Origin of the sequence: Caballeronia sp. M1242 (assembly GCF_017220215.1) — a bacterium.
GTDB lineage: Bacteria > Pseudomonadota > Gammaproteobacteria > Burkholderiales > Burkholderiaceae > Caballeronia.
This window is the reverse complement of the sequence record NZ_CP071129.1, coordinates 127992-152373: the sequence shown is the minus strand read 5'-3', so window position 1 is coordinate 152373 and position 24382 is coordinate 127992. Positions and strand designations below refer to the sequence as shown.

Annotated in this window: 23 protein-coding genes and 1 pseudogene; 11 read left to right on the top strand and 13 right to left on the bottom strand. The window is 64.8% G+C overall.

Features of this window, described 5'->3' with window-relative positions:
* Positions 1 to 82: 82 nt before the first annotated feature.
* The 5 genes from JYK05_RS00700 to JYK05_RS00680 all read right to left on the bottom strand — a co-directional run bounded on the left by JYK05_RS00700 (position 83) and on the right by JYK05_RS00680 (position 5284).
* Positions 83 to 1096: a MerR family transcriptional regulator gene (locus tag JYK05_RS00700; RefSeq protein ID WP_206467397.1), complete on the bottom strand. Its 1014-nt coding sequence runs from the start codon at positions 1094 to 1096 to the stop codon at positions 83 to 85.
* A 236-nt stretch (positions 1097 to 1332) separates the two neighbouring features.
* Positions 1333 to 2100, bottom strand: coding sequence for a PhaM family polyhydroxyalkanoate granule multifunctional regulatory protein (locus tag JYK05_RS00695; protein WP_206467396.1), 768 nt, complete (start codon positions 2098 to 2100; stop codon positions 1333 to 1335).
* A 66-nt stretch (positions 2101 to 2166) separates the two neighbouring features.
* Positions 2167 to 2994 carry an enoyl-CoA hydratase/isomerase family protein gene (locus JYK05_RS00690; protein WP_206467395.1) on the bottom strand — a complete coding sequence of 276 codons (828 nt, stop codon included), beginning with the start codon at positions 2992 to 2994 and terminating at the stop codon, positions 2167 to 2169.
* Positions 2995 to 3010: 16 nt separating this feature from the next.
* Positions 3011 to 4171, bottom strand: a complete 1161-nt coding sequence (locus tag JYK05_RS00685; RefSeq protein WP_206467394.1) for an ABC transporter substrate-binding protein — start codon at positions 4169 to 4171, stop codon at positions 3011 to 3013.
* Positions 4172 to 4297: 126 nt separating this feature from the next.
* Complete coding sequence (locus JYK05_RS00680; protein ID WP_206467393.1) at positions 4298 to 5284, bottom strand: fumarylacetoacetate hydrolase family protein; 987 nt, start codon at positions 5282 to 5284, stop codon at positions 4298 to 4300.
* 75 nt (positions 5285 to 5359) lie between these two features.
* Here JYK05_RS00680 and JYK05_RS00675 point away from each other — a divergent pair, with 75 nt between their 5' ends.
* From JYK05_RS00675 to JYK05_RS00645, 7 genes and pseudogenes are all read left to right on the top strand, one after another.
* Positions 5360 to 6175 carry an IclR family transcriptional regulator gene (locus JYK05_RS00675; RefSeq protein WP_206467392.1) on the top strand — a complete coding sequence of 272 codons (816 nt, stop codon included), beginning with the start codon at positions 5360 to 5362 and terminating at the stop codon, positions 6173 to 6175.
* Positions 6176 to 6263: 88 nt separating this feature from the next.
* The gene (locus JYK05_RS00670) at positions 6264 to 7481 is read left to right on the top strand and encodes a DUF3108 domain-containing protein (RefSeq protein ID WP_206467391.1); all 1218 of its coding nucleotides are present in this window, start codon (positions 6264 to 6266) and stop codon (positions 7479 to 7481) included.
* 64 nt (positions 7482 to 7545) lie between these two features.
* Positions 7546 to 8334: an alpha/beta fold hydrolase gene (locus JYK05_RS00665; protein ID WP_206467390.1), complete on the top strand. Its 789-nt coding sequence runs from the start codon at positions 7546 to 7548 to the stop codon at positions 8332 to 8334.
* A 123-nt stretch (positions 8335 to 8457) separates the two neighbouring features.
* Positions 8458 to 8715, top strand: a complete 258-nt coding sequence (locus tag JYK05_RS00660) for a DUF3567 domain-containing protein (protein ID WP_175939078.1) — start codon at positions 8458 to 8460, stop codon at positions 8713 to 8715.
* Between the two features lie 250 nt (positions 8716 to 8965).
* On the top strand, positions 8966 to 10033 hold the full coding sequence (locus JYK05_RS00655; protein WP_206467389.1) for a homocysteine S-methyltransferase family protein: 1068 nt from the start codon (positions 8966 to 8968) through the stop codon (positions 10031 to 10033).
* Positions 10034 to 10074: 41 nt separating this feature from the next.
* Positions 10075 to 12804: pseudogene (metH, locus tag JYK05_RS00650) on the top strand (methionine synthase); the annotation flags it as partial.
* A 166-nt stretch (positions 12805 to 12970) separates the two neighbouring features.
* Positions 12971 to 13159 (top strand): hypothetical protein, encoded by a 189-nt coding sequence (locus JYK05_RS00645; RefSeq protein ID WP_175939072.1) that lies wholly within the window; start codon positions 12971 to 12973, stop codon positions 13157 to 13159.
* A 94-nt stretch (positions 13160 to 13253) separates the two neighbouring features.
* On the opposite strand, the gene JYK05_RS00640 is transcribed toward JYK05_RS00645, so the two are convergent.
* Positions 13254 to 13580: a DUF1840 domain-containing protein gene (locus JYK05_RS00640; protein WP_206467387.1), complete on the bottom strand. Its 327-nt coding sequence runs from the start codon at positions 13578 to 13580 to the stop codon at positions 13254 to 13256.
* Between the two features lie 245 nt (positions 13581 to 13825).
* On the opposite strand from JYK05_RS00640, the gene argS reads away from it, so the two are divergent.
* The 4 genes from argS (at position 13826) to JYK05_RS00620 (ending at position 18123) form a co-directional block, all read left to right on the top strand.
* On the top strand, positions 13826 to 15610 hold the full coding sequence (gene argS / locus JYK05_RS00635) for an arginine--tRNA ligase (protein ID WP_206467386.1): 1785 nt from the start codon (positions 13826 to 13828) through the stop codon (positions 15608 to 15610).
* A gap of 154 nt (positions 15611 to 15764) precedes the next feature.
* On the top strand, positions 15765 to 16532 hold the full coding sequence (locus JYK05_RS00630; RefSeq protein ID WP_206467385.1) for an SPOR domain-containing protein: 768 nt from the start codon (positions 15765 to 15767) through the stop codon (positions 16530 to 16532).
* A 145-nt stretch (positions 16533 to 16677) separates the two neighbouring features.
* Positions 16678 to 17325, top strand: coding sequence for a thiol:disulfide interchange protein DsbA/DsbL (locus JYK05_RS00625; RefSeq protein ID WP_175939065.1), 648 nt, complete (start codon positions 16678 to 16680; stop codon positions 17323 to 17325).
* Between the two features lie 15 nt (positions 17326 to 17340).
* Positions 17341 to 18123, top strand: coding sequence for an SDR family oxidoreductase (locus JYK05_RS00620; protein WP_175939063.1), 783 nt, complete (start codon positions 17341 to 17343; stop codon positions 18121 to 18123).
* 50 nt (positions 18124 to 18173) lie between these two features.
* Here the strand turns inward: JYK05_RS00620 and JYK05_RS00615 are convergent, their stop codons facing one another.
* The 7 genes from JYK05_RS00615 to JYK05_RS00585 form a co-directional block, all read right to left on the bottom strand.
* Positions 18174 to 19460 carry a DUF3443 domain-containing protein gene (locus JYK05_RS00615; RefSeq protein WP_175939061.1) on the bottom strand — a complete coding sequence of 429 codons (1287 nt, stop codon included), beginning with the start codon at positions 19458 to 19460 and terminating at the stop codon, positions 18174 to 18176.
* 19 nt (positions 19461 to 19479) lie between these two features.
* Positions 19480 to 20001 (bottom strand): DUF2844 domain-containing protein, encoded by a 522-nt coding sequence (locus JYK05_RS00610; protein WP_206467384.1) that lies wholly within the window; start codon positions 19999 to 20001, stop codon positions 19480 to 19482.
* Between the two features lie 325 nt (positions 20002 to 20326).
* Complete coding sequence (gene cheZ, locus JYK05_RS00605) at positions 20327 to 21031, bottom strand: protein phosphatase CheZ (protein WP_206467383.1); 705 nt, start codon at positions 21029 to 21031, stop codon at positions 20327 to 20329.
* Between the two features lie 2 nt (positions 21032 to 21033).
* Positions 21034 to 21429 (bottom strand): chemotaxis response regulator CheY, encoded by a 396-nt coding sequence (gene cheY, locus JYK05_RS00600; protein WP_159837744.1) that lies wholly within the window; start codon positions 21427 to 21429, stop codon positions 21034 to 21036.
* Positions 21430 to 21486: 57 nt separating this feature from the next.
* Complete coding sequence (locus JYK05_RS00595; protein ID WP_175939055.1) at positions 21487 to 22608, bottom strand: chemotaxis response regulator protein-glutamate methylesterase; 1122 nt, start codon at positions 22606 to 22608, stop codon at positions 21487 to 21489.
* A gap of 2 nt (positions 22609 to 22610) precedes the next feature.
* Positions 22611 to 23369: a chemoreceptor glutamine deamidase CheD gene (gene cheD, locus JYK05_RS00590; RefSeq protein WP_206467382.1), complete on the bottom strand. Its 759-nt coding sequence runs from the start codon at positions 23367 to 23369 to the stop codon at positions 22611 to 22613.
* A complete protein-coding gene (locus JYK05_RS00585; protein WP_206467381.1) occupies positions 23366 to 24295 on the bottom strand; it encodes a CheR family methyltransferase in 930 nt (309 codons plus the stop codon). The genes cheD and JYK05_RS00585 overlap by 4 nt, the downstream gene beginning before the upstream one ends.
* Between the last annotated feature and the right edge of the window lie 87 nt (positions 24296 to 24382).

Genomic DNA, 24382 nt, shown 5'->3' with positions numbered 1-24382 from the left:
CGCCGGCGCGCGCGGACGCACGTTTGGTCGATGCCGCGACGTCCGCAGGCCCGCTCGGGCTCGCGCGAGCAAGCGTTCCCGATCATAGCACGGCGCTTTCGCGCCAAGCCGCCACGAACTCTTCGATCGGCGTCAAACCTGCGAGATGCTCCACGCCCTCGTTCAGCTTGCGGCGCAGCGCCGGACTGCTGCCGCCGACCCAGATGCGGATGTGCGGCGGCAACATGCTGCGCAGCTCGGTCAGTCCGTTTGCGATGACCTGAGCCGGAAGCACCGCCGTGAACGACAATCCGACGACATCGACCTCATGCGCCACCGCCGCGCTGACGATGTCGTGCAGCGGCGTCTGCAACCCCAACTGCACGCATTCGCACTCGCAGAGGCTGAACATGGCTTCGGCCATCAGAATGCCGAGACCGTGGCCTTCGCCGGAGAGCGTCGTCAACAGCACGCGCGGCCGGCCGCCGCGACCGCGCAGCGCCTCGGAGAGCGGGCGCATCAGCGTGCGCAGCGTGAACTGGATCGACTCGCTGAACAAATGCTCGTGGTAGACCTGAAGCGTGCCCGCCGCCCACGCGTTTCCCACCCGGGCGGCAAGCGGCGCGGCGACGTCGACCACGAAGCGCTCCAGACCGTCGCGCGTCGCGCGTCGCAGCAGTCCGAAGCGGAAGTCCTCGTACGCGCCGTTGCGCAGCAGGGCGATGAAGTGGTCCAGTTCGGCGTCCGGCGCGTCCTGTCCGACGCCCGACGACTCGGCGAGTTGCTGCAACGCCTCGATCGGCTGCGCGAGGACCTTGCTCGGCCGATGCCCCGCGTCGAGCAGGCGCTTCACGAGCCGCAGCTTCGTCACCTGTTCCTGCGGATACAGCCGCTCTCCGCCGGGTGAGCGCATGGGCTGCGGAAAGCCGTAGCGCCGCTCCCAGACGCGCAGCGTGTCCTTCGTCAGACCAATCTCCTGAGCGATGGCGCCGATGCCCACGCCGGTCACGCCCGATCCCACCGAACGTAACAGCGGGGCCTCTGGAGGGAATTCGCTCTGTCCTGCGGGCTGCGCGTCAGAGTCCGATTGCAGGTTGTCTTCCGATGTGTTTGTCATGGACAAAAACGGTTGTTGAGCACGTGGACGGTCCTATGCAGAATGCGTGCCTAGCCGCGCAGGTGGACAAAACCGTTCTTGTTGCATAGTGAACCTTAGACAAAATATGTCAATGGGCAGCGACGCGGCGAAGCCACGCGGGAGCCGTCGCGGCACCCTAAAAGAAACGCCCGGCGACCGCGTGGCCGCCAGGCGTTTTTCCCAGCCGATGCCGCTCGCGCAAGACGGCGCGATGCCTATTCCGGTTTCTTTCGCGGCGGCGCTTTGCGCGCGGCCGCCTTTTTTGCCGCTGCTGCGGCGGCTGACGTGTCGTCGCCCGGTTGACTGCTGGGAGCCGGCGCGGTCGAACTTTCTTCGGCCGACGCCGAGGGCTGACCCGCCGGCGCGCCCGCCATGCCCGGCTGAATCATCGCCAGTTGCGCGAGCTGGTTGAACTGCGATTGCAGCGCGTTCCACCAGCCGCTCGGATCGAAGCCCGGCGGCAGCGGCGCGTCGGAGTTCGCGCCCGCTTCCGGGTTGTCGCTTTCCGTGGGCGCCGCGCGCTCGCCGGGCGCGGCCTTCGGCGCGTCGCTCGATGCGGCGCCGCCCATCGGCCAGCGGCCCGCCGCCTTCGATGTCTCCGCCGCCGCGTTCTGCGCATTCTCGACGGACGTCTGCGCGAACGCGCCGAACGCGCGCAGCGTGGCGAGCGTCGCGCGCTGCACTTCGAGCGCCTGAATCGCCGATTGCAGCATGTTCAGGTTGAGCTTGAGCCACTGCTCGACGGCGCGCATGTCCGTCACCCGCTTGTCCAGTTCCTCGATGTTCGTGAGCGGCGCGAGCATGTCCGACATCATGGATAGCGAGGGATTCGCGCCCTGCGCGCCGCCCGACATCGCGGCCGCGAACGGATTCAGGCGCATCATTTCCCACATCTTGCCCATCATGTCCGCCTGGCCCAGGCCGGAGAAACCGGGGAAGCCGGGAATCGAAAACGGCGGGGTGCCGCCTGAGGTGTCCGTCATTCGTCGCTCCTCTTGATTGGTTGATCGCCTTGGCTAGCCACTAGCCACTAGCCATGCCGGGCCGCGTCAGAACGGCGCGTCGCCCGGAAAGTCCGGCGCGCGGCGCTCCCGCAGCGAACGCATGCCCTCGTGCACGTCCGGTCCGGCAAAGCCCATGAATTCCAGCGCGAGCGATGTATCGAACGTCGGCCCCGCCATGCGCAGCCAGTTGTTCAGCGCGTACTTGGTCCAGCGGATGGCCGTCTGCGATCCGTGCGCGAGCCGGTTCGCCACTTCGATCGCCTTCGGCATGAGTTCGTTCTCTTCCACCGCGAGCGATACCAGTCCGATGCGCTCCGCCTCTTCGCCGCTCACGGGCTCGCACAGGAGCAGATAGTACTTGGCCTTCGCCATCCCGCACAGCAGCGGCCAGATGATCGCCGCGTGATCGCCCGCCGCGACGCCGAGCCGCGTATGTCCGTCGATGATGCGCGCCGACTTCGACGCAATGGAGATATCCGCGAGCAAGCCCGCGACCAGCCCCGCGCCGACCGCCGGGCCGTGCATGGCCGAGACGATCGGCTTGCTGCAATTGATCACGTTGTACACGAGATCGCGCGCCTCGCGCCAGACTCGCGCGCGCACGTCGAAGTCGTTCGCCATCTGCTCGACGAGCGCGAGGTCGCCACCCGCCGAGAAGCCCTTGCCCTCGCCGCGAATCAGCGCGACGCGCGTCTCGGGATCGCGGTCGATGTCGCGCCAGATCTCCGCGAGTTCGCGGTGCATGTTGGCGTCGGCGGTTGAGAGGCCGCTCTTGTTCGCGCCCGCGCCCGGCATGACGACTTCCAGCACGCCATGCGCGTGACGGCGCAAGTGCAGCGACGTGTAGCGCGAATACAAGGAGAGATCGCTCATGTCCGTTCGATGTGGTCTAGCGCGGCTGATACACCCACTTGCCGTCGCGAATCTCGACCATCACGCGGGCGCGCTGGTCGAGGCCGATGTGATCGTTGGGCGTCATGTTGACGACGCCGTTCGTGTCCGCGAAGTTCTTCGTGCCTTCGAGCGCATCGCGCAGCGCGCCGCGAAACGCGGGCGTGCCCGGCGCGCCGGCTTTCATCGCGATCGGAACGGCGCGTTGGAGCAGCATGCCCGCGTCCCACGCATACGAACCGAACGCCGAGACCGTGCCCGCGCCCTGCTTCGCTTCGTACAGTTTGATGTAGTCGAGCGCGAGGCGCTTGGCCGGATGATCGTCCGGCAACTGCGCCGCGACGAGCACCGGGCTCGTGGGGAGGAACGTGCCGTTGCAATCCGCGCCGCACACGCGCAGGAAGTCGCGATTGCCCACGCCGTGATTGTGATACACCTTGCCCTTGTAGCCGCGCTGCGCGAGCGTCTTCGGCGGCAACGCGGCAGGCGTGCCAGCCGCGCCGACCACCACCGCGTCCGGCTTGGCCGCGAGAATCTTGAGAATCTGCCCGGTCACGCTCGGGTCCGTGCGATTGAACCGCTCGTTGGCGACCACGGTGATCTTGTGCAATTGCGCGAACTTCGCGACTTCCGCGTAGAAGGTCTCGCCGAGCGCGTCCGCCTGGCCGATGTACGCGAGCGTCTTCACGCCGTGATTGCTCGCGTGCTCGGCAATCGCGGAGGCCATCATCGCGTCGGTTTGCGGCGTCTTGAACACCCACCGGCGCTTGTCGTCGACAGGCTCGATGATCTTCGCCGATGACGCCAGCGAGATCATCGGCGTTTGACCTTGCGCGACGACATCGATCATCGCGAGCGAATTCGGCGTGATCGACGAGCCGATGATCGCATCGACCTGATTCTCGCTGATGAGCTTCTTCGTGGTCTGCACGGCTTGCGTGGTGTCGGAGGCGTCGTCGAGCACGATGTAGTCGACGCTCGCGCCGCCCATTTCCTTAGGCAGAAGCGCGACGGTATCGCGGGCGGGAATGCCGAGCGACGCGGCCGGTCCCGTCAGCGACAGCACGAGCCCGATCTTGACGTGCGGCGTTTGCGCGAACGCCGCTGTCGTCGCGGCGAATGCGAGCACGGCTGCGGCCACCCACTTGCTTCTGCGCATGGAAGTCTCCTTTTGTTTTTTGTCGTCGCGCGGCGCGTGAGCCGCAACGCCCGGAGAGTGTACGGTGGCCGGTGCTCTCGACGCATCGGGCGAAACCCGTTGCGCCGTTTGTTTCATCGCGCGATATCAGTGTTCGAGCTGCACGACGGCCTGATCGATTGCGCCGAAAATGGACTTGCCCGCGTCGTCGAAGATTTCGATCTTCACGCTGTCGCCGAACTTCATGAACTCCGTCTGCGGCGCGCCGTGCTCGATGGTCTCCAGGCAGCGCTTTTCCGCGATACAGCAGTAGCCGCGCTTCGTGTCCTTGTTCGAGATCGTGCCCGAACCGACGATCGACCCTGCGCGCAAATTGCGCGTCTTCGCCGCGTGCGCGATCAGCTGGCCGAAGTGGAACACCATGTCCACGCCGCAATCCGGCTGGCCCACCTTTTTGCCGTTCCAGTGCACGGTCATCGGGCGATGCACGCGGCCTTCGCGCCACGCGTCGCCGAGTTCGTCGGGCGTGACGGCCACGGGCGAGAACGCGGTGGCAGGCTTGCTCTGGAAGAAGCCGAAGCCCTTCGCGAGTTCGGCGGGAATGAGATTGCGCAGCGAGACATCGTTGACCAGCATCAGCAAGCGCACGCTTTTCAATGCTTCGTCGGGCGTGGGCGCCATCTGCACATCGGAGGTGATGACGGCGACTTCCGCCTCGAAGTCGATGCCATACGATTCCGACGCGCACACGATGTCGTCCGTCGGCCCGAGAAAGTCGTCGCTGCCGCCCTGATACATGAGCGGGTCGGTCCAGAATTCAGCCGGCATTTCGGCGCCGCGCGCGCGCCGCACGAGCTCGACGTGATTCACGTAGGACGAGCCATCGGCCCATTGAAACGCGCGGGGCAGCGGCGCCATGCATGACTTCGCATCGAACGAAAACGTGTGGCGGGCGCGGCCCTGATTCAACGCTTCGTAGACGTCGTAAAGCTGCGGCGCGTAGAACGGCCAGTCGTCGAGCGCGCGTTGCAGCGTGGAGACGATTCCATCGGGAATGACAGCCGTGCGCAGATCGCGCGATACGACGATGAGCTGGCCGTCGCGCGTGCCGTCCTTCAGCGTGGCAAGTTTCATAAGGCGGAGTCGGGCTGAGATGACGTTGAGGGAAATCTATTTTACGATGGTGAATCCATCGCCTTCCCGCTTTCCATGCCATCCAACGCGCCCGCCACCGGCGACGAACTCGACCTCGACGCATCCGAAGAAAAGCTGCGCTCGGGCATTCAGTCGATCGAAGTCGGCTTCCGATTGCTCGATGTGCTGACTCACGAGCCGCGCGCCATGATGCTGCGCGATCTCGCGCAGCGCGCGGGCATGAGCCCGGCGAAAGCGCATCGGTATCTGGTGAGCTTCGTGCGGCTCGGGCTCGCTTCGCAGGACCCGCTCACGGGCCGCTACGAACTCGGCGGCTTTGCCCTGCAGATGGGGCTCGCCAGGCTCGCGCGCGTCGATGGCGTGAAGCTCGCGCGCATTGCGCTGGCCGAATTGCGTGATCGCATCGACCAGACCGTGGGCATCGCGGTGTGGGGCAATCAGGGGCCGACGGTCGTGCACTGGATGGAGTCGAGCTACCCGGCGAAGGCATCGCTGAAGCTCGGCGACGTAATGCCGCTGCTGTCGTCGGCAACGGGACTGCTCTTTGCCGCGTATCTGCCGCGCAGCAAGACGCAGCCGATGCTTGAACGCGAACTCGCTGCGAGTAAGCAAACACTCGCTGATGTCGAACCGCTTTTCGCCGATGTCCGCGAACATGGCGCGGCGCGCGTCGAAGGCATGTTGCTGCCGTCGATCCACGCTTTCTGCATGCCCGTTTTCGATTCGACCGGCGAACTCGCGCTCGGGCTCATCGCGCTCGGACACGAAGGCGCGTTCGATACGCGCTGGGGCGGCGAGATCGATTCGGCGCTGCGGGAATGCGCGCGCAGCCTGTCGTATGAACTGGGATACAAGGCGGGCGAACGGTGATCGCGCCTGCGCGCGGAACATCGCCGCGAGCGCGCGTGTCATAACCGCTTCTGTCGTCGCGCCATTGCTTCTCTTTCCGCTTCGTTCGATGCCCCTGTTTTCGTTTCATCGTCCGCCTGCTGCGCCGGGCGAGCCTTCCGCTGCCGCGTCCGCGCCGGATGCGCCTCGTCGCTGGGGGCGCTGGGGGCGCTGGGTTGGGGCGGCGCTGATCGTCGCCGCGCTGCATTGGAGCGCGATGCGCTGGATCGAACACGCGAAGCAGCCGGCGAACCGTACGCCCGAGCAGAAGCCGCCCGTTCAGGTGGAATTGCTGACGCCGAAGCCCGTCACGCCGCCTGCGCCTGTCAAACCAGCCGCGCCTGCGCATGTCGCGCGGCCTGCGCCGCCCAAGGCCGCGCCTGCGCCGAAACCCGCTGCGCCCGCGCCCGTGTTGAGCGCGGCCACGCCGCAGCCCGGTGAACCTGCGGCGGCATCGGGCGTGGCGGCTTCGGGCGCGAGTGCCGCGAGCGCGTCCGCACCAACCGGAACCGCAGCTGCAACCGCAACCGCAGCCTCGACCCCAACCGCTTCCGGCGACAAATTCAGCGTCCCCCAGACCGGCGACCTACGCTACGACACGCTCGTCAACGGCGTGATGAATCAGACCGGCACGATCCGCTGGACGAACGACGGCCAGCACTACGAGATGGTCGTCTCCATTCCGCTGCCGTTCGTCGGTCCGTACGTGTATTCGAGCAAGGGCCATATCGATGCCTTCGGCATCGCGCCGGAACAGTATTCGGAGAAACGCGGCCGCCGCGCCGCCGATGTCGCCGTCTTCAATCGCGAAACGAAGCAGATTGTCTACACGCGCACGCCGAATAGCCAGCCGCTCGCGGACGGCGCGCAGGATCGCTTCAGCGTCGTCATGCAACTGACGAGCCTCGTGCGCGGCGCGCCCGATGTCTACAAACCCGGCGTCACGCGGCAGTTCAGCGTCGCGGATAACGACAGCAGCGAAATCTGGCCGATGGAAACCGTCGGCGATGAAACGGTGCAGACGCGCGACGGTTTCGTCACCGCGCGGCATTTCACGCGCCTGCCGCGCCGCGAAGGTGACCGGCGCAAGCTCGACATCTGGCTGGCTCCGGCGCTCGGCTGGCTGCCCGCGCGCATCCTCCAGACGGAGCCCAATGGCATGCAGATCGAAATGCTGTGGGCCGGCAAGCTGCAAGCGGCTTCCGCTGCCGAGAACAACGCGCCGGGCACGACGGATGCGTCAGAGGAAACCGCACCCGCCGCCGACGATGCAACCGTCAGGCCGTAGCGGCGGCGCGTCCCACGGTCTCACGGGACGCACGGATTCTCAAAGCGACCTCCACGGAGCGGATATGCAGGTGAACAACAAAGGCATCGAAACCCGATACGTTCTCGACAACGAAGGCGGCGGTCCCTGGCTGACCTTCATCCATCCACTCGCCGGCGATCTGTCCGCGTGGGACCAGATGGCCGGCTACTTCCGCAACGATTTCACCGTGCTGCGTTACGACCTGCGCGGCCACGGCTACACGGCGGTCTCGCCGGACGGGTTCAGCGTCGACGATCTCGCCGATGATCTGTCCGAGTTGCTCGACAAGCTCGGTGCGCCGAGCACGCATGTCGTCGGCTTGTCGCTGGGCGGCATGGTCGCGCAGAAGTTCGCGATCAACCATGCGGACAAAGTGGATTCGCTGACGGTCGTGGGCGCGCCCGCGTTCATCCGCGAGGAAGCGCGCTCGACGTTTTTGCAACGCGCGGCTTCCGTGCGTCAGAACGGCATAGGGAGTATGGTGGAATCGACGCTGGAACGCTGGTTCACGGAGGGTTTTCGTAAAGCGCACCCCGAAGTGATCGAGCAGGTCGGCGAAACGATTGCGCGCACGCCCGACGAAGGTTTCGCGAAGGCCGCGGAAGCCTTGAGCCGTTTCGATGCAAAGGACCAACTGGCGTCGATTCAAAAGCGCACGCTCGTCGTGGCCGGTGAACACGACAATGGCACGCCGCATGCTGAATCCAAGGTAATCGCCGACACGGTGCCGGGCGCGCAATTCGAACTTCTGGATGCGGCACACATGTCTCCGATCGAGGCGTCGCAACGCTTTTGCGCATTGCTCGATGCGTTCCTGCGTGAGGCCGCCTGACCACGTTTCACAGAAAAAAGCCTCGATAACACGGCATCACGTCGAGGCCACCCCTTGAATTCCCACCCAGTCGCTCCAACTACGATGCAGGTTGCGGGAGCAACAGGAATAAGGAGTGTCGCCATGCAAATGATCTACAACAGCCCTAACTATTGCGTCGTTGAATTTCCACCCCAGGCCAATCATCTCGCGATGATGTCGGGCGGGTACGAAATCGTCGACAAGAACACGCAACGGGAGATCTTCATCGACGGCGAGCTTGCGGCAAAATTCCGCGAGCATGTGCAAAAGCTGATCGAAGAAGAACCATCGCTCGAGGATGTCGATGAATTCCTCGGCCAGTTCGATGTCTTGATGACCCAGCCCGTGGTGCTGCACTAACGCCACGTTTCGCGCGGGCGCTCCGAGTCTTGCGCCCGCGCCGCCATGCTCGCCGGCGGATCGGCGAATGAGGCGAGCCACGCAATACGGCAAACGAGCGACACGCCAGAGAAGACCCCGCCGAAGCCTCGGCGGGGTTCTTTTTTTCGCCTGTCCGCTTCGCCTTGAAGCAAACCGCGCCGGGAGCGACCGCATCGCGCTGCGGCTACAATGACGGACTATTTCCTATCCGGTGCAGGGCCTGTCCGTCATGAACCAGAACGCCACTCCGAGTCTCTCGATTCCCGCGCGCGATTACACGCGCGGCGCCGCGCTTCCCACGCTGTTGCAGCAGCGCATTCTGATCCTCGATGGCGCGATGGGCACCATGATTCAGCGCTACAAGCTGGACGAAGCCGCTTATCGCGGTGATCGCTTCAAGGATTATGGCCGCGATATCAAGGGCAACAACGAGTTGCTCTCCATCACGCAGCCGCAGATCATCCGCGAGATTCACGACCAATACCTCGCGGCGGGCGCCGATATCATCGAGACGAACACGTTCGGCGCCACGCGCGTCGCGCAGGCTGATTACGGCATGGAAGACCTGGCCGCCGAGATGAACTTCGCGTCGGCGAAACTCGCCCGCGAAGCCTGCGATGCGTTCTCGACGCCCGACAAGCCGCGCTTCGTCGCGGGCGCGATCGGCCCGACGCCGAAGACCGCGAGCATCTCGCCGGACGTGAACGATCCCGGCGCGCGCAACGTGAGCTTCGATGAACTGCGCGACGCGTACTACGAGCAAGCGAAGGCGCTACTCGATGCGGGCTGCGATCTCTTTCTCGTCGAAACCATCTTCGACACCCTCAACGCGAAGGCGGCGCTCTTCGCGCTGGACGAGCTCTTCGAGAACACGGGCGAACGCCTGCCGATCATGATCTCCGGCACGGTCACGGACGCCTCGGGCCGCATTCTGTCGGGCCAGACCGTCGAGGCGTTCTGGAACTCGCTGCGTCACGCGAAGCCGCTGACGTTCGGGCTCAACTGCGCGCTCGGCGCGGCGCTCATGCGTCCGTATATCGCCGAGTTGGCGAAGCTCTGCGATACGTACGTCTCGTGCTATCCGAACGCCGGCCTGCCGAATCCGATGAGCGACACCGGCTTCGACGAAACGCCCGACGTGACATCGGGGCTGCTTAAAGAGTTCGCGCAAGCGGGACTGGTCAATCTCGCGGGCGGGTGCTGCGGAACGACGCCTGAGCATATCGCCGAGATCGCGAAGGCGCTCGCGCAAGTCAAGCCGCGCGCCTTCCCTTCGCAATACCGCGACGCCGCTTAAGTACTTAGTACTGCCCGAATCGACCAAGAGAAACAGAAGAGAAGCGAACGACCATGACCGATCACACGATGCGTCTTTCCGGCCTCGAGCCGTTCAACGTCACCGAAGGCTCGCTCTTCATCAACGTCGGCGAACGCACGAACGTGACGGGCTCGAAGGCGTTCGCGCGCATGATCCTGAACGGCCAGTTCGACGAGGCGCTCGCCGTCGCGCGGCAACAGGTCGAAAACGGCGCGCAGGTGATCGACGTGAACATGGACGAAGCCATGCTCGATTCGAAAGCGGCGATGGTGCGCTTTCTGAATCTGATTGCGTCCGAGCCGGACATCGCGCGCGTGCCGATCATGATCGACTCCTCCAAGTTCGAAGTGATCGAAGCCGGGCTCAAGTGCGTGCAGGGCAAGGCGATCGTCAATTCGATTTCGCTGAAGGAAGGCGAAGACGCGTTCCGTCATCACGCGAAGCTGATTCGCCGCTACGGCGCGGCTGCCGTCGTCATGGCCTTTGACGAGCAAGGTCAGGCCGACACGTTCGAACGCAAGACGCAAATCTGCAAGCGTTCCTACGACATTCTCGTGAACGAAGTGGGCTTCGCGCCGGAAGACATCGTTTTCGATCCGAACATCTTCGCGATCGCGACGGGCATCGAAGAGCACAACAACTACGCGGTCGATTTCATCAACGCAACGCGCTGGATCAAGGAAAACCTGCCGCACGCGAAGGTGAGCGGCGGCGTGTCGAACGTGTCGTTCTCGTTTCGCGGCAATGATCCGGTGCGCGAAGCCATTCACACGGTGTTCCTCTATCACGCCATTCAGGCGGGCATGGACATGGGCATCGTGAACGCGGGGCAGCTCGGCGTCTATGCCGACCTCGATCCCGAACTGCGTGAGCGCGTCGAAGATGTCGTGCTCAATCGCCGTGAAGACGCCACCGACCGTCTGCTCGAAATCGCCGACAAGTTCAAGACCGGCGCGGCGAAGAAGGAAGAGAACCTCGAATGGCGCAATCAGCCGGTCGAGGCGCGACTTTCGCATGCGCTCGTGCACGGCATCACGACCTTCATCGTGGAAGATACCGAGGAAGTGCGCGCGAAGATCGAACAGGCGGGCGGCCGGCCGATCAACGTGATCGAAGGGCCGCTGATGGACGGCATGAACATCGTCGGCGACCTCTTCGGCGCGGGCAAGATGTTTCTGCCGCAAGTGGTGAAGTCGGCGCGCGTGATGAAGCAGGCGGTCGCGCATCTGATCCCTTTCATCGAAGAAGAGAAGAAGCGTCTCGCCGATGCGGGCGCGGACGTGCGGTCCAAAGGCAAGATCGTCATCGCGACCGTGAAGGGCGATGTGCACGACATCGGCAAGAACATCGTGTCGGTGGTGCTCCAGTGCAACAACTTCGAAGTGGTCAACATGGGCGTGATGGTGCCCTGCGCGACCATCCTGCAGAAGGCGAAGGAAGAAGGCGCGGATATTATCGGCCTGTCGGGGCTGATTACGCCGAGTCTCGAAGAAATGGCTTACGTCGCCTCGGAAATGCAGCGCGACGAATACTTCCGCGGCAAGCAGACGCCGCTTCTGATCGGCGGCGCGACGACTTCGCGCGTGCATACCGCCGTGAAGATCGCGCCGAATTACGATGGCCCGGTCGTGTACGTGGCGGACGCGTCGCGTTCGGTGTCGGTGGCATCGAGCCTCTTGTCGGACGAAGGCGCGGCCAAGTTCCTCGACGAACTGAAGACCGACTATGAACGCATTCGCACGCAGCACGCGAACAAGAAGGCGCAGCCGATGGTGACCTACGCCGAGGCTCGCGCCAACAAGACGAAGATCGACTGGAGCGCGTATCAGCCGAAAAAGCCGAGCTTCATCGGGCGGCGCGTGTTCAAGAACTACGACCTCGCGGATCTGGCGAATTACATCGACTGGGGCCCGTTCTTCCAGACGTGGGATCTGGCGGGACCGTACCCGGCCATTCTGAACGACGAGATCGTCGGCGAATCGGCGCGGCGCGTGTTCTCGGACGGCAAGTCGATGCTCTCGCGCATCATCCAGGGCCGCTGGCTCACGGCGAACGGCGTCATCACGCTCTTGCCCGCGAACACGGTGAATGACGACGACATCGAGATCTACACCGACGAGTCGCGCTCGAAAGTGGCGATGACCTGGCGCAATCTGCGACAGCAAAGCGTGCGGCCGGTGGTCGACGGCGTCATGCGGCCGAATCGCTCGCTGGCGGACTTCATCGCGCCGAAGGAATCGGGCGTGGCCGATTACATCGGTCTGTTCGCCGTGACGGCAGGCCTCGGCGTCGACAAGAAAGAACAGCAGTTCGCCGCCGATCACGACGACTACAGCGCGATCATGCTGAAGGCGCTCGCCGACCGTTTCGCGGAAGCCTTCGCCGAGGCGCTGCATGCGCGCGTGCGCCGCGAACTGTGGGGCTATGCCGCCAACGAAACGCTCGACAACGAAGCGCTCATCGCGGAGAAGTACAGCGGCATCCGTCCCGCGCCCGGCTATCCGGCGTGCCCCGATCATCTCGTGAAGCGCGATATGTTCGAAGTGCTTCAGGCAGAGGAAATCGGCATGAGCCTGACCGAATCGCTCGCGATGACGCCGGCCGCGAGCGTTTCGGGTTTCTATCTCGCGCATCCGGAAAGCACGTACTTTTCGGTTGGCAAGATCGGCGACGATCAGCTGCAGAGCTTCGCGCAACGCATGGCGATCTCATCGGCCGATGCGGAACGCGCGCTCGCGCCGCTGCGCTGATCGCGCGTGGCGAGCGTGGCGAACGTTGTGCAAAGACATATGCTGCGCGTGATACGCAAGAAAAGCGCCGCGTGATGGGCGGGAACTTTTTTTATTCCGTAGACTTGTCGCTGCGATGAACCGCCACGACGGCGGCCACGCACTTTTTAGCCACGGAGAAAGTCGCATGAAGAAGATGACGTCCGCCGTAAGCATCGCGATCGCCGCGGCAGTGCTTGCAGCGTCGAGTTCGGCTGCGTTCGCGCAGGCCAGCACCACGCAGGCATCGTCGTACTCGCCGCCGCAGGCCGAACACAAGAAGAAGCCGAAGACGCCCAAAAAGCCGAAGACTCCGGGCAACGGTCAGTCGCAGTAAGCGGCGCCGCCCGAGTAAGCCAGCAGGAAAACAACCCCGCATCGTCGCCGATGCGGGGTTTTTCATTTGAGCCGCGCGGTGCTCATGCGCCCGCTCAGACGCCCCAGAGAATGTCCTTGTTCTCTTTCTGCGCGAGACGCAGCATGTCCAGGAACGGATACGCCCGTTGCGCGAGCCCGATGGGAATCTCGTGCGGATCGTGGCCTTGTTCACCTTCGTGAAAATGGCCGTCGTGCTCGGCGCGCTCTTTCTTGTCGCTGACGACCGCCGCTTCGAGTTTCTGAATGGCGCCAGGCAGTTCGTCATGCGTGATGACGCCGCGTTCGGTCAGCTGCTTGCCGATGATCTGAAGCAGATACTCGGCGAGGTTGTCGAGCATCATGACATCCGGTGCAGCCATGGTTTTGAATGTGATCAGCATGGGACAGTCCTTTTCCTTTTGTTGGATGACAGCCGGGGCGAATGCGAGCCGCGCCGGCAAGCCGATCTTTGCAGAACAACCACCCTGAATAGACAGTTTAGCACCTGCTAAACTCCCGGTTTCAGCCGTGGCCCGTCTTGAAGCAGGCCGTGGCGAACGGCTCATCAGCCGCGTCAATCGGCGCTTTACGTCGCCCGCACCTGTCGCGTGACACTGCGCATTCGCTCCACTGGATCACAATCAGCATGCTGCCCGCACACAAAGAAACCCTGGAAACGCTCCTCTCCGACGCGGTCAAAGAGGTCGCGCAAGCCACGCAAGGCGCAACGGAAGCCGCTTTCGTCGCGCCCGCGATCGTGCTCGAACGGCCGAAGGTCGCGGCGCATGGCGACGTGGCGTCGAACGTCGCGATGCAGCTCGCCAAGCCGTTGCGCGCGAACCCGCGTCAACTCGCTCAGCAGATCGTCGATGCGGTGCTCGGCCATCCGGCCGCGAAGGGGCTCGTGGAGAGCGCGGAAGTCGCCGGTCCCGGCTTTATCAACCTGCGTCTCGCGGCGAAGGCAAAGCAAGACGTGATCCCGGCGGTGCTCGGCGAAGGCGCGGCGTACGGCCGTTCGTCGCGCGATGCGGGCAAGCGCGTGCTCGTCGAATTCGTGTCGGCGAATCCGACCGGTCCGCTGCACGTCGGCCACGGCCGTCAGGCGGCGCTCGGCGACGCGCTTTCGAACCTGCTCGCGACGCAAGGCTACGCGGTGCATCGCGAGTTCTACTACAACGACGCTGGCGTGCAGATCGGCAATCTCGCCATCTCGACGCAGGCGCGCGCCCGCGGCTTCAAGCCGGGCGACGCCGAGTGGCCGGAAGCCGCGTACAACGGCGAGTACATCGCCGACATCGCCCGTGACTACATGGCGGGCGCAACGGTGGCGGCCAAGGACGGCGAGCCGGTCAAAGGCAAGGGCGACGTGGACGACCTCGAAGCCATCCGACATTTCGCGGTGGCGTATCTGCGCCACGAACAGGACATGGACCTGACCGCGTTCGGCGTGAAGTTCGACCAGTTCTATCTGGAGTCGTCGCTGTACAAGGAAGGGCGCGTCGAAGAAACGGTGAAGGCGCTGATCGACGCCGGCAAGACCTACGAGCAGGACGGCGCGCTGTGGCTGCGCACCACCGACGACGGCGACGACAAAGACCGCGTGATGAAGAAGTCCGACGGCACGTACACGTACTTCGTGCCCGATGTCGCCTATCACGTCACCAAGTGGCAGCGCGGCTTCACCAAGGTCATCAACGTGCAGGGCTCGGATCACCACGGCACCATCGCGCGCGTGCGGGCCGGGCTGCAAGGGCTCGGCATCGGCATTCCGAAGGGCTATCCCGACTACGTGCTGCACAAGATGGTCACGGTCATGCGCGACGGCCAGGAAGTGAAAATCTCTAAGCGCGCGGGCAGCTACGTGACGGTGCGCGATCTGATCGAATGGTCGGGCGGCATGACGCCGGGCAGCGAAGCCGCGCCCGATCAGCTCGACGAAGCGATGATCCGCCGCGGCCGCGACGCCGTGCGCTTCTTCCTGATCTCCCGCAAGGCCGACACCGAATTCGTGTTCGACATTGACCTCGCGCTGAAGCAGAACGACGAGAACCCGGTCTATTACGTGCAGTACGCGCACGCGCGCATCTGCACCATTCTCAACGACTGGAAGGAACGCTACGGCGGCGACCTCGCGCAAGCGGCGAAGGCGGATCTCGAACCGCTGTCGAGCCCGCGCGCGATGGCGTTGCTCAACAAGCTCGCCGAGTTCCCCGACATGCTCGCGCACGCCGCCGACGAACTCGCGCCGCACGCGGTCGCGTTCTATCTGCGCGACCTCGCTGGTGAATTTCACTCGTTCTACAATGCGGAGCGCGTGCTCGTGGACGACGAGAAGGAGCGTACGGCGCGCATCGCGCTGCTGGCGGCCACGCGTCAGGTGCTTGAAAACGGTCTCGCGACCATCGGCGTGTCGGCTCCGCAGAAGATGTGATCGGCGGCGCGGCGTCGTGAGCTCTTCGTCGCGCGCGCGCCTGTAACTTTGTGAATCTTTCGGCGTGCGCGGACGGCAGCCTGGCGCGGGCGCGCGTTACGCGGCGGCTATAATCGTCGGCCAACTCGAAGACTTTTTGCAGGTGATTCATACGATGGCAAAACCAAGCCGCACGTCGAAGCAATCGCAGTCGAAGCAAACGGGGGGAACCTTTCTCGGCATCGTGCTCGGTCTGATCGTCGGACTCGCGATCGCCGTGATCGTCGCGCTGTACATCACACGTGCGCCCACGCCATTCGTCGCGAAGGTCGCGCCGCCAGCGGAGTCGTCTTCCGCGCCCGCCGCGCAGCCGTACGACCCGAATCGCCCGCTGCAAGGCAAGTCGCCGGGACAAGCGGTGCCGCAAGCCGCGCAGCCCACGCCGCCGAACACGGCGCCCGGCCAGAGCACGAACCAGACGCAGTCGTCGGGCGTGCTGGACGAGCCGCAGATCGTCGAAGTCCCGCCGAGCGGCGGCACGGCGTCCGCGCCGCGCACTGCGAGCCCGACCATCGCGAAGAAGCCCGAAGCCGCGCCGGGTTCGACCAGTTCGACGAGTTCGACCACCGCCGCGACGCCGCCGAAGAACGGTTCCGCGCCGCCCGCCACGGCCAAGACCACGCCGCCCGCGCCCGGCGACGTGAACACCGGCTATTTCCTGCAAGTCGGCGCGTACAAGACGCAGGCCGATGCCGAGCAGCAGCGCGCGCGTCTGGGCTTTCAGGGCTTCGAATCGAAGGTCACGCAGCGCGATGCAGGCGGTGTGACGTACTATCGCGTGCGTATCGGTCCGTTCGCCAAGTTCGAGGACATGAACACGGCGCGTCAGCGTCTGTCCGACGCAGGCGTCGATACGGCGGTCATTCGTTTTTCGAAGCAATAACGCGTGCGGGACGGCGCCCGCGTGCTCGGCCGGTTATGAGCGCGGCGCGCCTTAAGTCAGGCTTAAGCGTCGTATGTCCCACTTGAGAACCGCGACGCATCCGCCATGTCAGCCTTCACGTCGCACCTTTGCACTTTCTTCGATCATGAAAAAACTCTTTAGCGCCTTCGCCCTTTCCCTCGGCATTGCCGCCGCGTCCATCAGCGTCGCTGGCACGGCATCGGCCGCTCCCGCTGCTGGCAAGGATTACACGGTGATGCAGGCGCCGCAGCCAATCGGCGCGCCGGCGGGCAAGGTCGAGGTCATCGAGTTCTTCTGGTACGGCTGCCCGCACTGCAACGAATTCGAGCCGTACATCGAGGCGTGGGAGAAGAAGCAAGGCCCGGACGTCGTGTTCAAGCGCGTGCCGGTGGCGTTCCGCGACGACTTCATCCCGCATTCGAAGATGTATCACGCGCTGGTCGCGCTCGGCGTCGCGGAGAAGCTCACGCCGGTCGTGTTCAACGAAATCCACGTGAAGAAGAACTATCTGCTGACGCCGCAGGCGCAGGCCGACTTCCTCGCTACGCAAGGCGTCGACAAGAAGAAGTACATGGACGCGTACAACTCGTTCTCGACGCAGAGCGACGTTCAGCGCGACGCCAAGCTGCTCCAGGACTACAAGATCGACGGCGTGCCGACGGTCGTGGTGCAGGGCAAGTACGTGACCGGTCCGGCGCAGACCAACAGTCTGCCCGGCACGACGCAGGTGATGGACTTCCTCGTCCAGCAAGTGCGCGACAAAAAGATGTAATTGCCTGACGCCGGTATGAACGCAGTTCCGTTGAAGGTTTTCATCACCGGCGCGTCGAGTGGAATCGGCCTGGCACTGGCCGAAGAATACGTGAAGCGCGGGGCCGTGCTCGGCCTCGTCGCCCGACGCGCCGAGTCTCTTGCGGCATTCGCCGCGCGCCATCCCAAGGCGTCGATTTCCATTTACCCCGCCGATGTCCGCGATCCCGACGCGCTCGCCGATGCCGCGCGCCGGTTCATCGCGGAGCACGGCGCGGCCGACATCGTGATCGCGAACGCGGGCATCAGTCAGGGCGCGCTCACGGGCCACGGCGAACTCGACACGTTCCGCGCCGTGATGGACGTGAACTACTTCGGCATGGTCGCGACGTTCGAACCGTTCATCGCGTCGATGACGGCCGCTCGGCGCGGCACGCTCGTCGGCATTGCGAGCGTCGCGGGCGTGCGCGGGCTGCCGGGCTCCGGCGCGTACAGCGCGTCGAAATCGGCGGCGGCGAAGTATCTGGAAGCGCTGCGCGTGGAAATGCGGCCGCAGGGCGTCTCGGTCGTGACCATCGCGCCGGGCTACGTGCGTTCGGAGATGACCGCGCACAATCCGTATCGCATGCCGTTTCTGATGGATGCGGACCGCTTCGCCGCGAAAACCGCCGATGCCATCGCCCGCAAAGCGCGCTACGCGACGTTTCCGTGGCAGATGCGCGTCGTCGGCATGCTGCTGCATGCGATGCCGCGCTGGCTCTACGATCCGCTCTTCGAGCGCGCGCCGCGCAAGCCTCGTCCGGCTTCCTCCGGGCAATAGGCGAAAAAAAATCCGGCCGCATGGGCCGGATTTTTGTCATTCGAGCTTCGTCAGAAGGCCACGAACGGCGCGCTACCGTAGCCGACGTACACGTGGCGCCCGTAGAAGAACGGCATGCCGAAGTCGAACAAGCCGGTCATGCCCAACTGGCCGCCCAGGCTATTGAACGCGAACTTTCCGGTGCCCGATGTGAGCGTGCGCGCGCTCACGAGGCTGAACGGCACCGTCGCCGTATTGCCGTCGGTGCCCGAGACGGTCGCGGTGAGCGACTGCTGCGACGTCGGGCAATAGAACACGCTCGTGCTCGAACACAGCGGGAAGTTGTCCTGGAAGAAGTTGCCGTTCGATCCCGTGTCGAAGAACGTCTGGTAACTCGTGCCCTTGTACGTGCCGCTGAGATCGCCGTACGCGTCGGTGCCGAGATGCGTGACGCCCGTGAGCGTGTTGTTGCTCTGCGTGCCGATGCCGAATATCAGCGTGCCGCTCGCGCTTGCCGCGCCCGTGACGGGAACCGGCGGCAGCTGAACAATGACGCCGTTGTTGTCGACCGGGAACCGCTGCACGGGATTCGCCACTTGCTGCGCGACCGGAACTGCCGTGCCCGTGCAGTTCGTGCCGTTGGTGCACGAGAAGTACATGCCGTTCAGCGGGGTCGTCGCGCAATTGCTGCCGCAATCCTGCGCCAGCGTGCCGATGCCGAGAATGCCGTTTGCGCCGATCTCGCCGACGGTGTTCTCGTCGTTGCCCGACGGGCATCCGTTCATGCCGGTGGGCGCCGCCGACGCGTCCAGGTCGCCGATGATCTGCACCGGCAGCCCGCTCGCCACTTCCGAGCCGATTCGCACGTCCGCCTGCCGCACGGTGCCCCACGTGTAGCCGTCCGCGAAACCGGCGCACTCGGCGAGTTGTCCGCCGTTGAGCGCCTTCGCCACCGGGAGCGCGCCGATGACCGACTGCGCCGCCGAACTCAGAATGCGCAGGCCGAAGGAAGCCGTGTCGATCTGAATGTTGTCGATGGTCTGGCAGGTATTCGTGCCGGGCGCGCAGACCGTCACCGAGACATTCGGAATGTTGACGAAGTTCGCGACGCCGCCGTTCACCGTGATGGGAACCGCGTTGGTGCCGTTCGGGGTGATCGGCTGGGCGTTGGCCGTGCTGGACGAGCCGCCGCCGGAACTGCCGCCGCCGGACGAGCCGCCGCTGGAACTCGAATTGTTGTCACTGCCGCCGCCGCATGCAGCGAGCGTGAGCGCGAGAAACAGCGCGCCGAGCCAGCGCGCCGCGTTGCCGGCGCGCCGGGAAGATGCCGCGCCGAGGCCGGGTGTCGTTGTGAACATTATCGGATTCTCCCGTCGCTTACTGGATGTCGCTGGCGGAAACGCCGGCGGGCAAAGACTGCGGCAGGTACGCGCTACCCGAGAAGGCGCCCATGTGGCCGCCCGAATGCACGACGAGACCCGAATCCTGCACGCTCACCTGACCGCGTCCGCCGCGCGCGGCGCGCTGCGCGAGCATGGCTTGCTGGTACTGCGGGAAATAGCTGCCGAGCAAGGTCGCGAGGTCCGGCACGCGCGGCCCGCGCCACGCGACGCCGAACACGGTGCCGTCGGACGACACGTATTCGTTGATGACGGTGCCGCTGGCGAGCGTCGTCGAGCGGACGGTGTAGTTCGATGCCGCCGATGCGCCGGACGCGCCCGATGCCGCCGTCGCGGCATGCACGACCGCGTTGGCGGCGGTGGCGCCTTGCGGCGCGTTCAACGGCGCGCCGCCGAGCGCCGCGCGCGCCGGTGCGGCAGCGCAGACGCTCAACGCGCCTGCAAGAAAGGCCAACGATAGCCTGAGATGCCCATGACGGGGTTGCTTCGGTACCTTCACTGGGCCTCCTGTCGATTCCTGTGGATGGTTGCCTGGCGGGCCCGAGCGCCGTTTTACGGAGCCGCGAACCCCTGCGGATTCAAGCATCGTACGGATGCTATAGCCATCAGTATGCCAAATCCCGAAAAACGGCCGCGTCACGCGCATGCGCCGCGCCGTTGGGGACGGATGAATCGAACAGTAAGTCGGCCAGAAGTTCCCGGTCGATAGATGCTTTGCTAAAAGCAGCCGTCGCTGGCGGAAACCGGCGCGGACGCAACAACGCGGAACGCATCCGAAGAGGCGTTCCGCGTTTTTTGCGCCTGGCGTCAGGAAGCCGGAAGGCTTAGAAGCCGAGGCTCGCGAGCAGATCGTCCACTTGCGACTGATCCTGCACGACGTCGCTGCGCCCTTCCGGGTTGATCTGCGGTCCGTTGAGAAGATTTTCCGGACTACCCGTCGATGACGACATCAACGCCGCCGCCGACGCCGCGAACTGCTCGCGCCGCTCGGGCGCGATGTTCTCGAGCAACACGCCCAGCAATTGCTGTTCGATCAGATATACGACGTCCGTGATCTTCTTGATCACCTGGCCGGTCAGATCCTGGAAATCCTGCGCGAGCATGATTTCCAGCAGTTGCGCGTTGGTCGCCTGCGTCTTTTCCGGCACGCTTTGCAGGAAACCGCGCGTCTGCGCGAGCAACTCGCCGGCCTCGCCCTGCGCGAGCGGCGCGCCGTACCATTGCGCCCAACGCTCGTCGAGCGCCTGTGCTTCGCGCTGCATCGCTTCCTGCATCGGCTTGGCGAGCTCGATCGCGTTGAGCGCGCGGTCGGCCGCCTGCTCGGTCATCGTCGCGACGTACTTCAGGCGGTCGCGCGCGTCGGGCACGGCTTGCGCCGCGGCTTCCACTTGTTTGTCGAGACCTAGTTCGCGCATCGAGTCGCGCAGCGTGCGCGTCAATTGGCCGATGCGCGCGAGAATGCGGTCGCTCGAAAAATCGTTATCGGCCTCCGCTGCCACGGCGGCAAGTTCAGTGGTCAGATCGTTCACGATCAGCTCCCGGCTTTAGCCATCTTCTCGAGAATCTTGGTGAGCTTCTCGTCGAGCGTGGCGGCCGTGAAAGGCTTCACCACGTAACCATTCGCGCCCGCTTGCGCCGCCGCGATAATGTTCTCCTTCTTCGATTCCGCCGTCACCATCAGCACCGGCAGATGCGAGAGCGTCGCGTCGGCGCGGATCTGCTGCAGCATCGACAGGCCGTCGAGGTTCGGCATGTTCCAGTCGGAAATCACGAAGTCGAAGCCGCCGCCGCGCAGACGCGCGAGGCCCGCCGCGCCGTCTTCTGCTTCGTCGACGTTCGAATAGCCGAGCTCCTTCAGCAGATTGCGCACGATACGGCGCATCGTCGGAAAATCGTCGACGACGAGGATCTTCATGTTCTTGTCCATCATTGCTCCCGTGTGTTCTCAGTGCGGCGTGACACCGCGTAATTCAATTCAGTTAAATCAGACGCGCTGCACGCGTTCGCCCATCGATGCCAGCCGCGTCATCACGCGCCGGCTCATTTCAGAAAGCGGCGCGATCTCGCTTGCGCCGCCCATTGCAATTGCTTCGCGCGGCATGCCGAACACCACGCAACTCGCTTCGTCCTGCGCGAGCGTATAGGCGCCCGCCTGCTGCATGTCGAGCAGTCCCGCCGCGCCGTCGCGGCCCATGCCGGTCAGAATCACGCCGATCGCGTTCTTGCCCGCGTGCTGCGCGGCCGAGCGGAACAGCACGTCCACCGACGGACGATGCCGGTTCACCGGCGGCGCATCCGACAGATGCGCGACGTAGTTCGCCCCGCTGCGCGCGAGCACGAGGTGCGCGTGGCCCGGCGCGATATACGCATGACCCGGCAATACGCGCTCGCCATGCTCCGCTTCCTTCACCGTGATGCGGCACAGCCCGTTCAGGCGCTGCGCGAACGACTTCGTGAAGCCCGGCGGCATGTGCTGCGCGATCAGCACGGCAGGCGCGTCGGGCGGCAGCGGCACGAGCACTTCGCGGATCGCTTCGGTGCCGCCCGTCGACGCGCCGACGATCACCAGCTTTTCCGTCGACACGAGCGGGTTGTTGATGAGCGGCGCGGGCTTCGCGCCAGCGTGGCCCGGCGCGCTCGGCGCGCTCGCCGCATGCACGATCTGCCGCACGCGCGCGCGGGAAGCGGCGCGAACCTTGTCGGCGAGCTTCTCGGCGTAATCCAGCATGCCGTCGCGGATGCCGACTTTCGGCTTCGTGACGAAGTCCACCGCGCCCAGTTCCAGCGCGCGCAGCGTGATTTCGTTGCCGCGCTCGGTCAGCGACGACACCATCACGACCGGCATCGGCCGAAGGCGCATCAGCTTTTCGAGGAAGTCGAGCCCGTCCATGCGCGGCATTTCGACATCCAGCGTCAGCACGTCCGGGTTATGCAGCTTGATCAGCTCGCGCGCGACGAGCGGATCGGGCGCGGTTGCGCACACGTGCATGTCGGGCTGCGAGTTGATGATCTCCGTCATCAGGCTGCGCACGAGCGCCGAGTCGTCGACGCACAAAACTTTGATCTTCGGCGCGGCTTCCTTGCCGCCATTCGATGCATTCAACATGCTCACGCCTCCTCCGCGGCCTTCGCGATGCGCGACGTCCGCGCGATTCCGTTGATCGCCCGCGCGGCGGCCGCCGTTCCCGACGCGCCGAACAGCTCGACGCGCGGCTTGGTCGCGGGCGCGGCGGGTTTCGCGCGCTCCACGCCGAACAGTTCCACACGCGCGCGCGCCCTTGCGAGCCGTTCCGCGCGCTCTTCGGGCGTGCGCTGCACGAGCGCCTGCTCGCGCTCGACGACGACCGGGTCGTGCTGCGTCTTCAGCTTCTTGACCATCACCTGTCCCGTGCGCGGCATGAACGCGACCTTGCGCGGATGCATGCCCTGCAAGTCCTCGGCGACGATGCGAATCTTCTCCAGCGCGAGATAGCGCCGCACGAACTCCGAATTGCGATCGCCGATGTTGATCGTCGTCATGCCGGCGAGCACCGCGCCGCCGCCGAACACCTTGGCCTCGAACCGCTCGCGGCGTCCGCCACGCTTGATGAGCTCGTTGATGAGCACTTCCATCGCATACGCGCCGTAGCGCATCGAGTCCGACGACGCGTGCGACGGATCTGAGCCGTCATCGGGCAGCATGAAGTGATTCATGCCGCCGATGCCCGCCGTGCGATCGTTGATGCACGCCGCCACGCACGATCCGAGCACCGTCACGAGCACCATGTCTTCGCTCGTCATGTAGAACTCGTTCGGCAGCAGCTTCACGCCGGGCTTCTTGAAATGGTTGTCGAAATACAGATTCGACGCGATCGGCAGCCCGCTCATGCCGGCTCTCCCGCGAGCACGCGCTTCGGCGCGGCCGCCGCTTTCGTGTCGCGCGTCAGTTCGTAGACCGTCTGGCCGCGCAGCCGGAACGCCTGCGACACATACGTAAAGTTCTCCGAATGACCGGCGAACAACAGGCCGCCCGGCTTCATCAGCGGCTCGAAGCGCGAGAGCACCTGGCTTTGCGTCGGCTTGTCGAAGTAGATCATCACGTTGCGACAGAAGATCGCGTCGAACGGGCCTTTCACGTCGTAGCGCGCGTCCGTCAGATTCACGCGGCCGAAGTTCACCAGCGAGCGCAACTCCGGGCGCACCTTGACGAAGCCCGCGTGCGAGCCGGTGCCTTTCAGGAAGAACCGCTTCAGGCGTTCCACCGGCATCGCCTTCACCTGATCGAGCGAATACACGCCCGCGTCCGCCTTGGCGAGCACCTGGCTGTCGATATCGCTCGCGAACACCGTGCAGTGCCGCGCGGCCTGCTCGCCGAGCGCCTCGACGAGCGTCATCGCGATCGAATACGGCTCCTCGCCCGTCGATGCCGCCGAGCACCACACCGACACCGGCTGCTGGCGGCGCTTCACGAAGTCCGCGAGCAGCGGGAAGTGATGCGACTCGCGGAAGAACGCCGTCAGGTTGGTCGTCAGCGCGTTGACGAAGGCTTCCCACTCGGCGTTGTCGTCGTTGGCTTCGAGACGGTCGAGGTACTGCTTGAACGTGTCCATGCCGCAGGCGCGCAGGCGTCGGGCGAGCCGGCTGTAGGCCATGTCGCGCTTGTGGTCGGACAGCGAAATTCCTGCGCGGCGATGAATCAGCTCACGGATCCGGGCGAAGTCCGCCACGGTGAATTCGAAATCGCGCTCGACTTCCGGACCGCGTATGCCGCCGGCCAGTTCGACGCGTGCGTTGGTTGCATTACGCGTTGCCATTCTGGTGCCTCTTGCTCTATGTGCGCCTGCTTGCGTGCTTGCCTGCTTGCTTTCCGCTTCTGCCCCGGTCGTGCGCCGGGTTGTTTC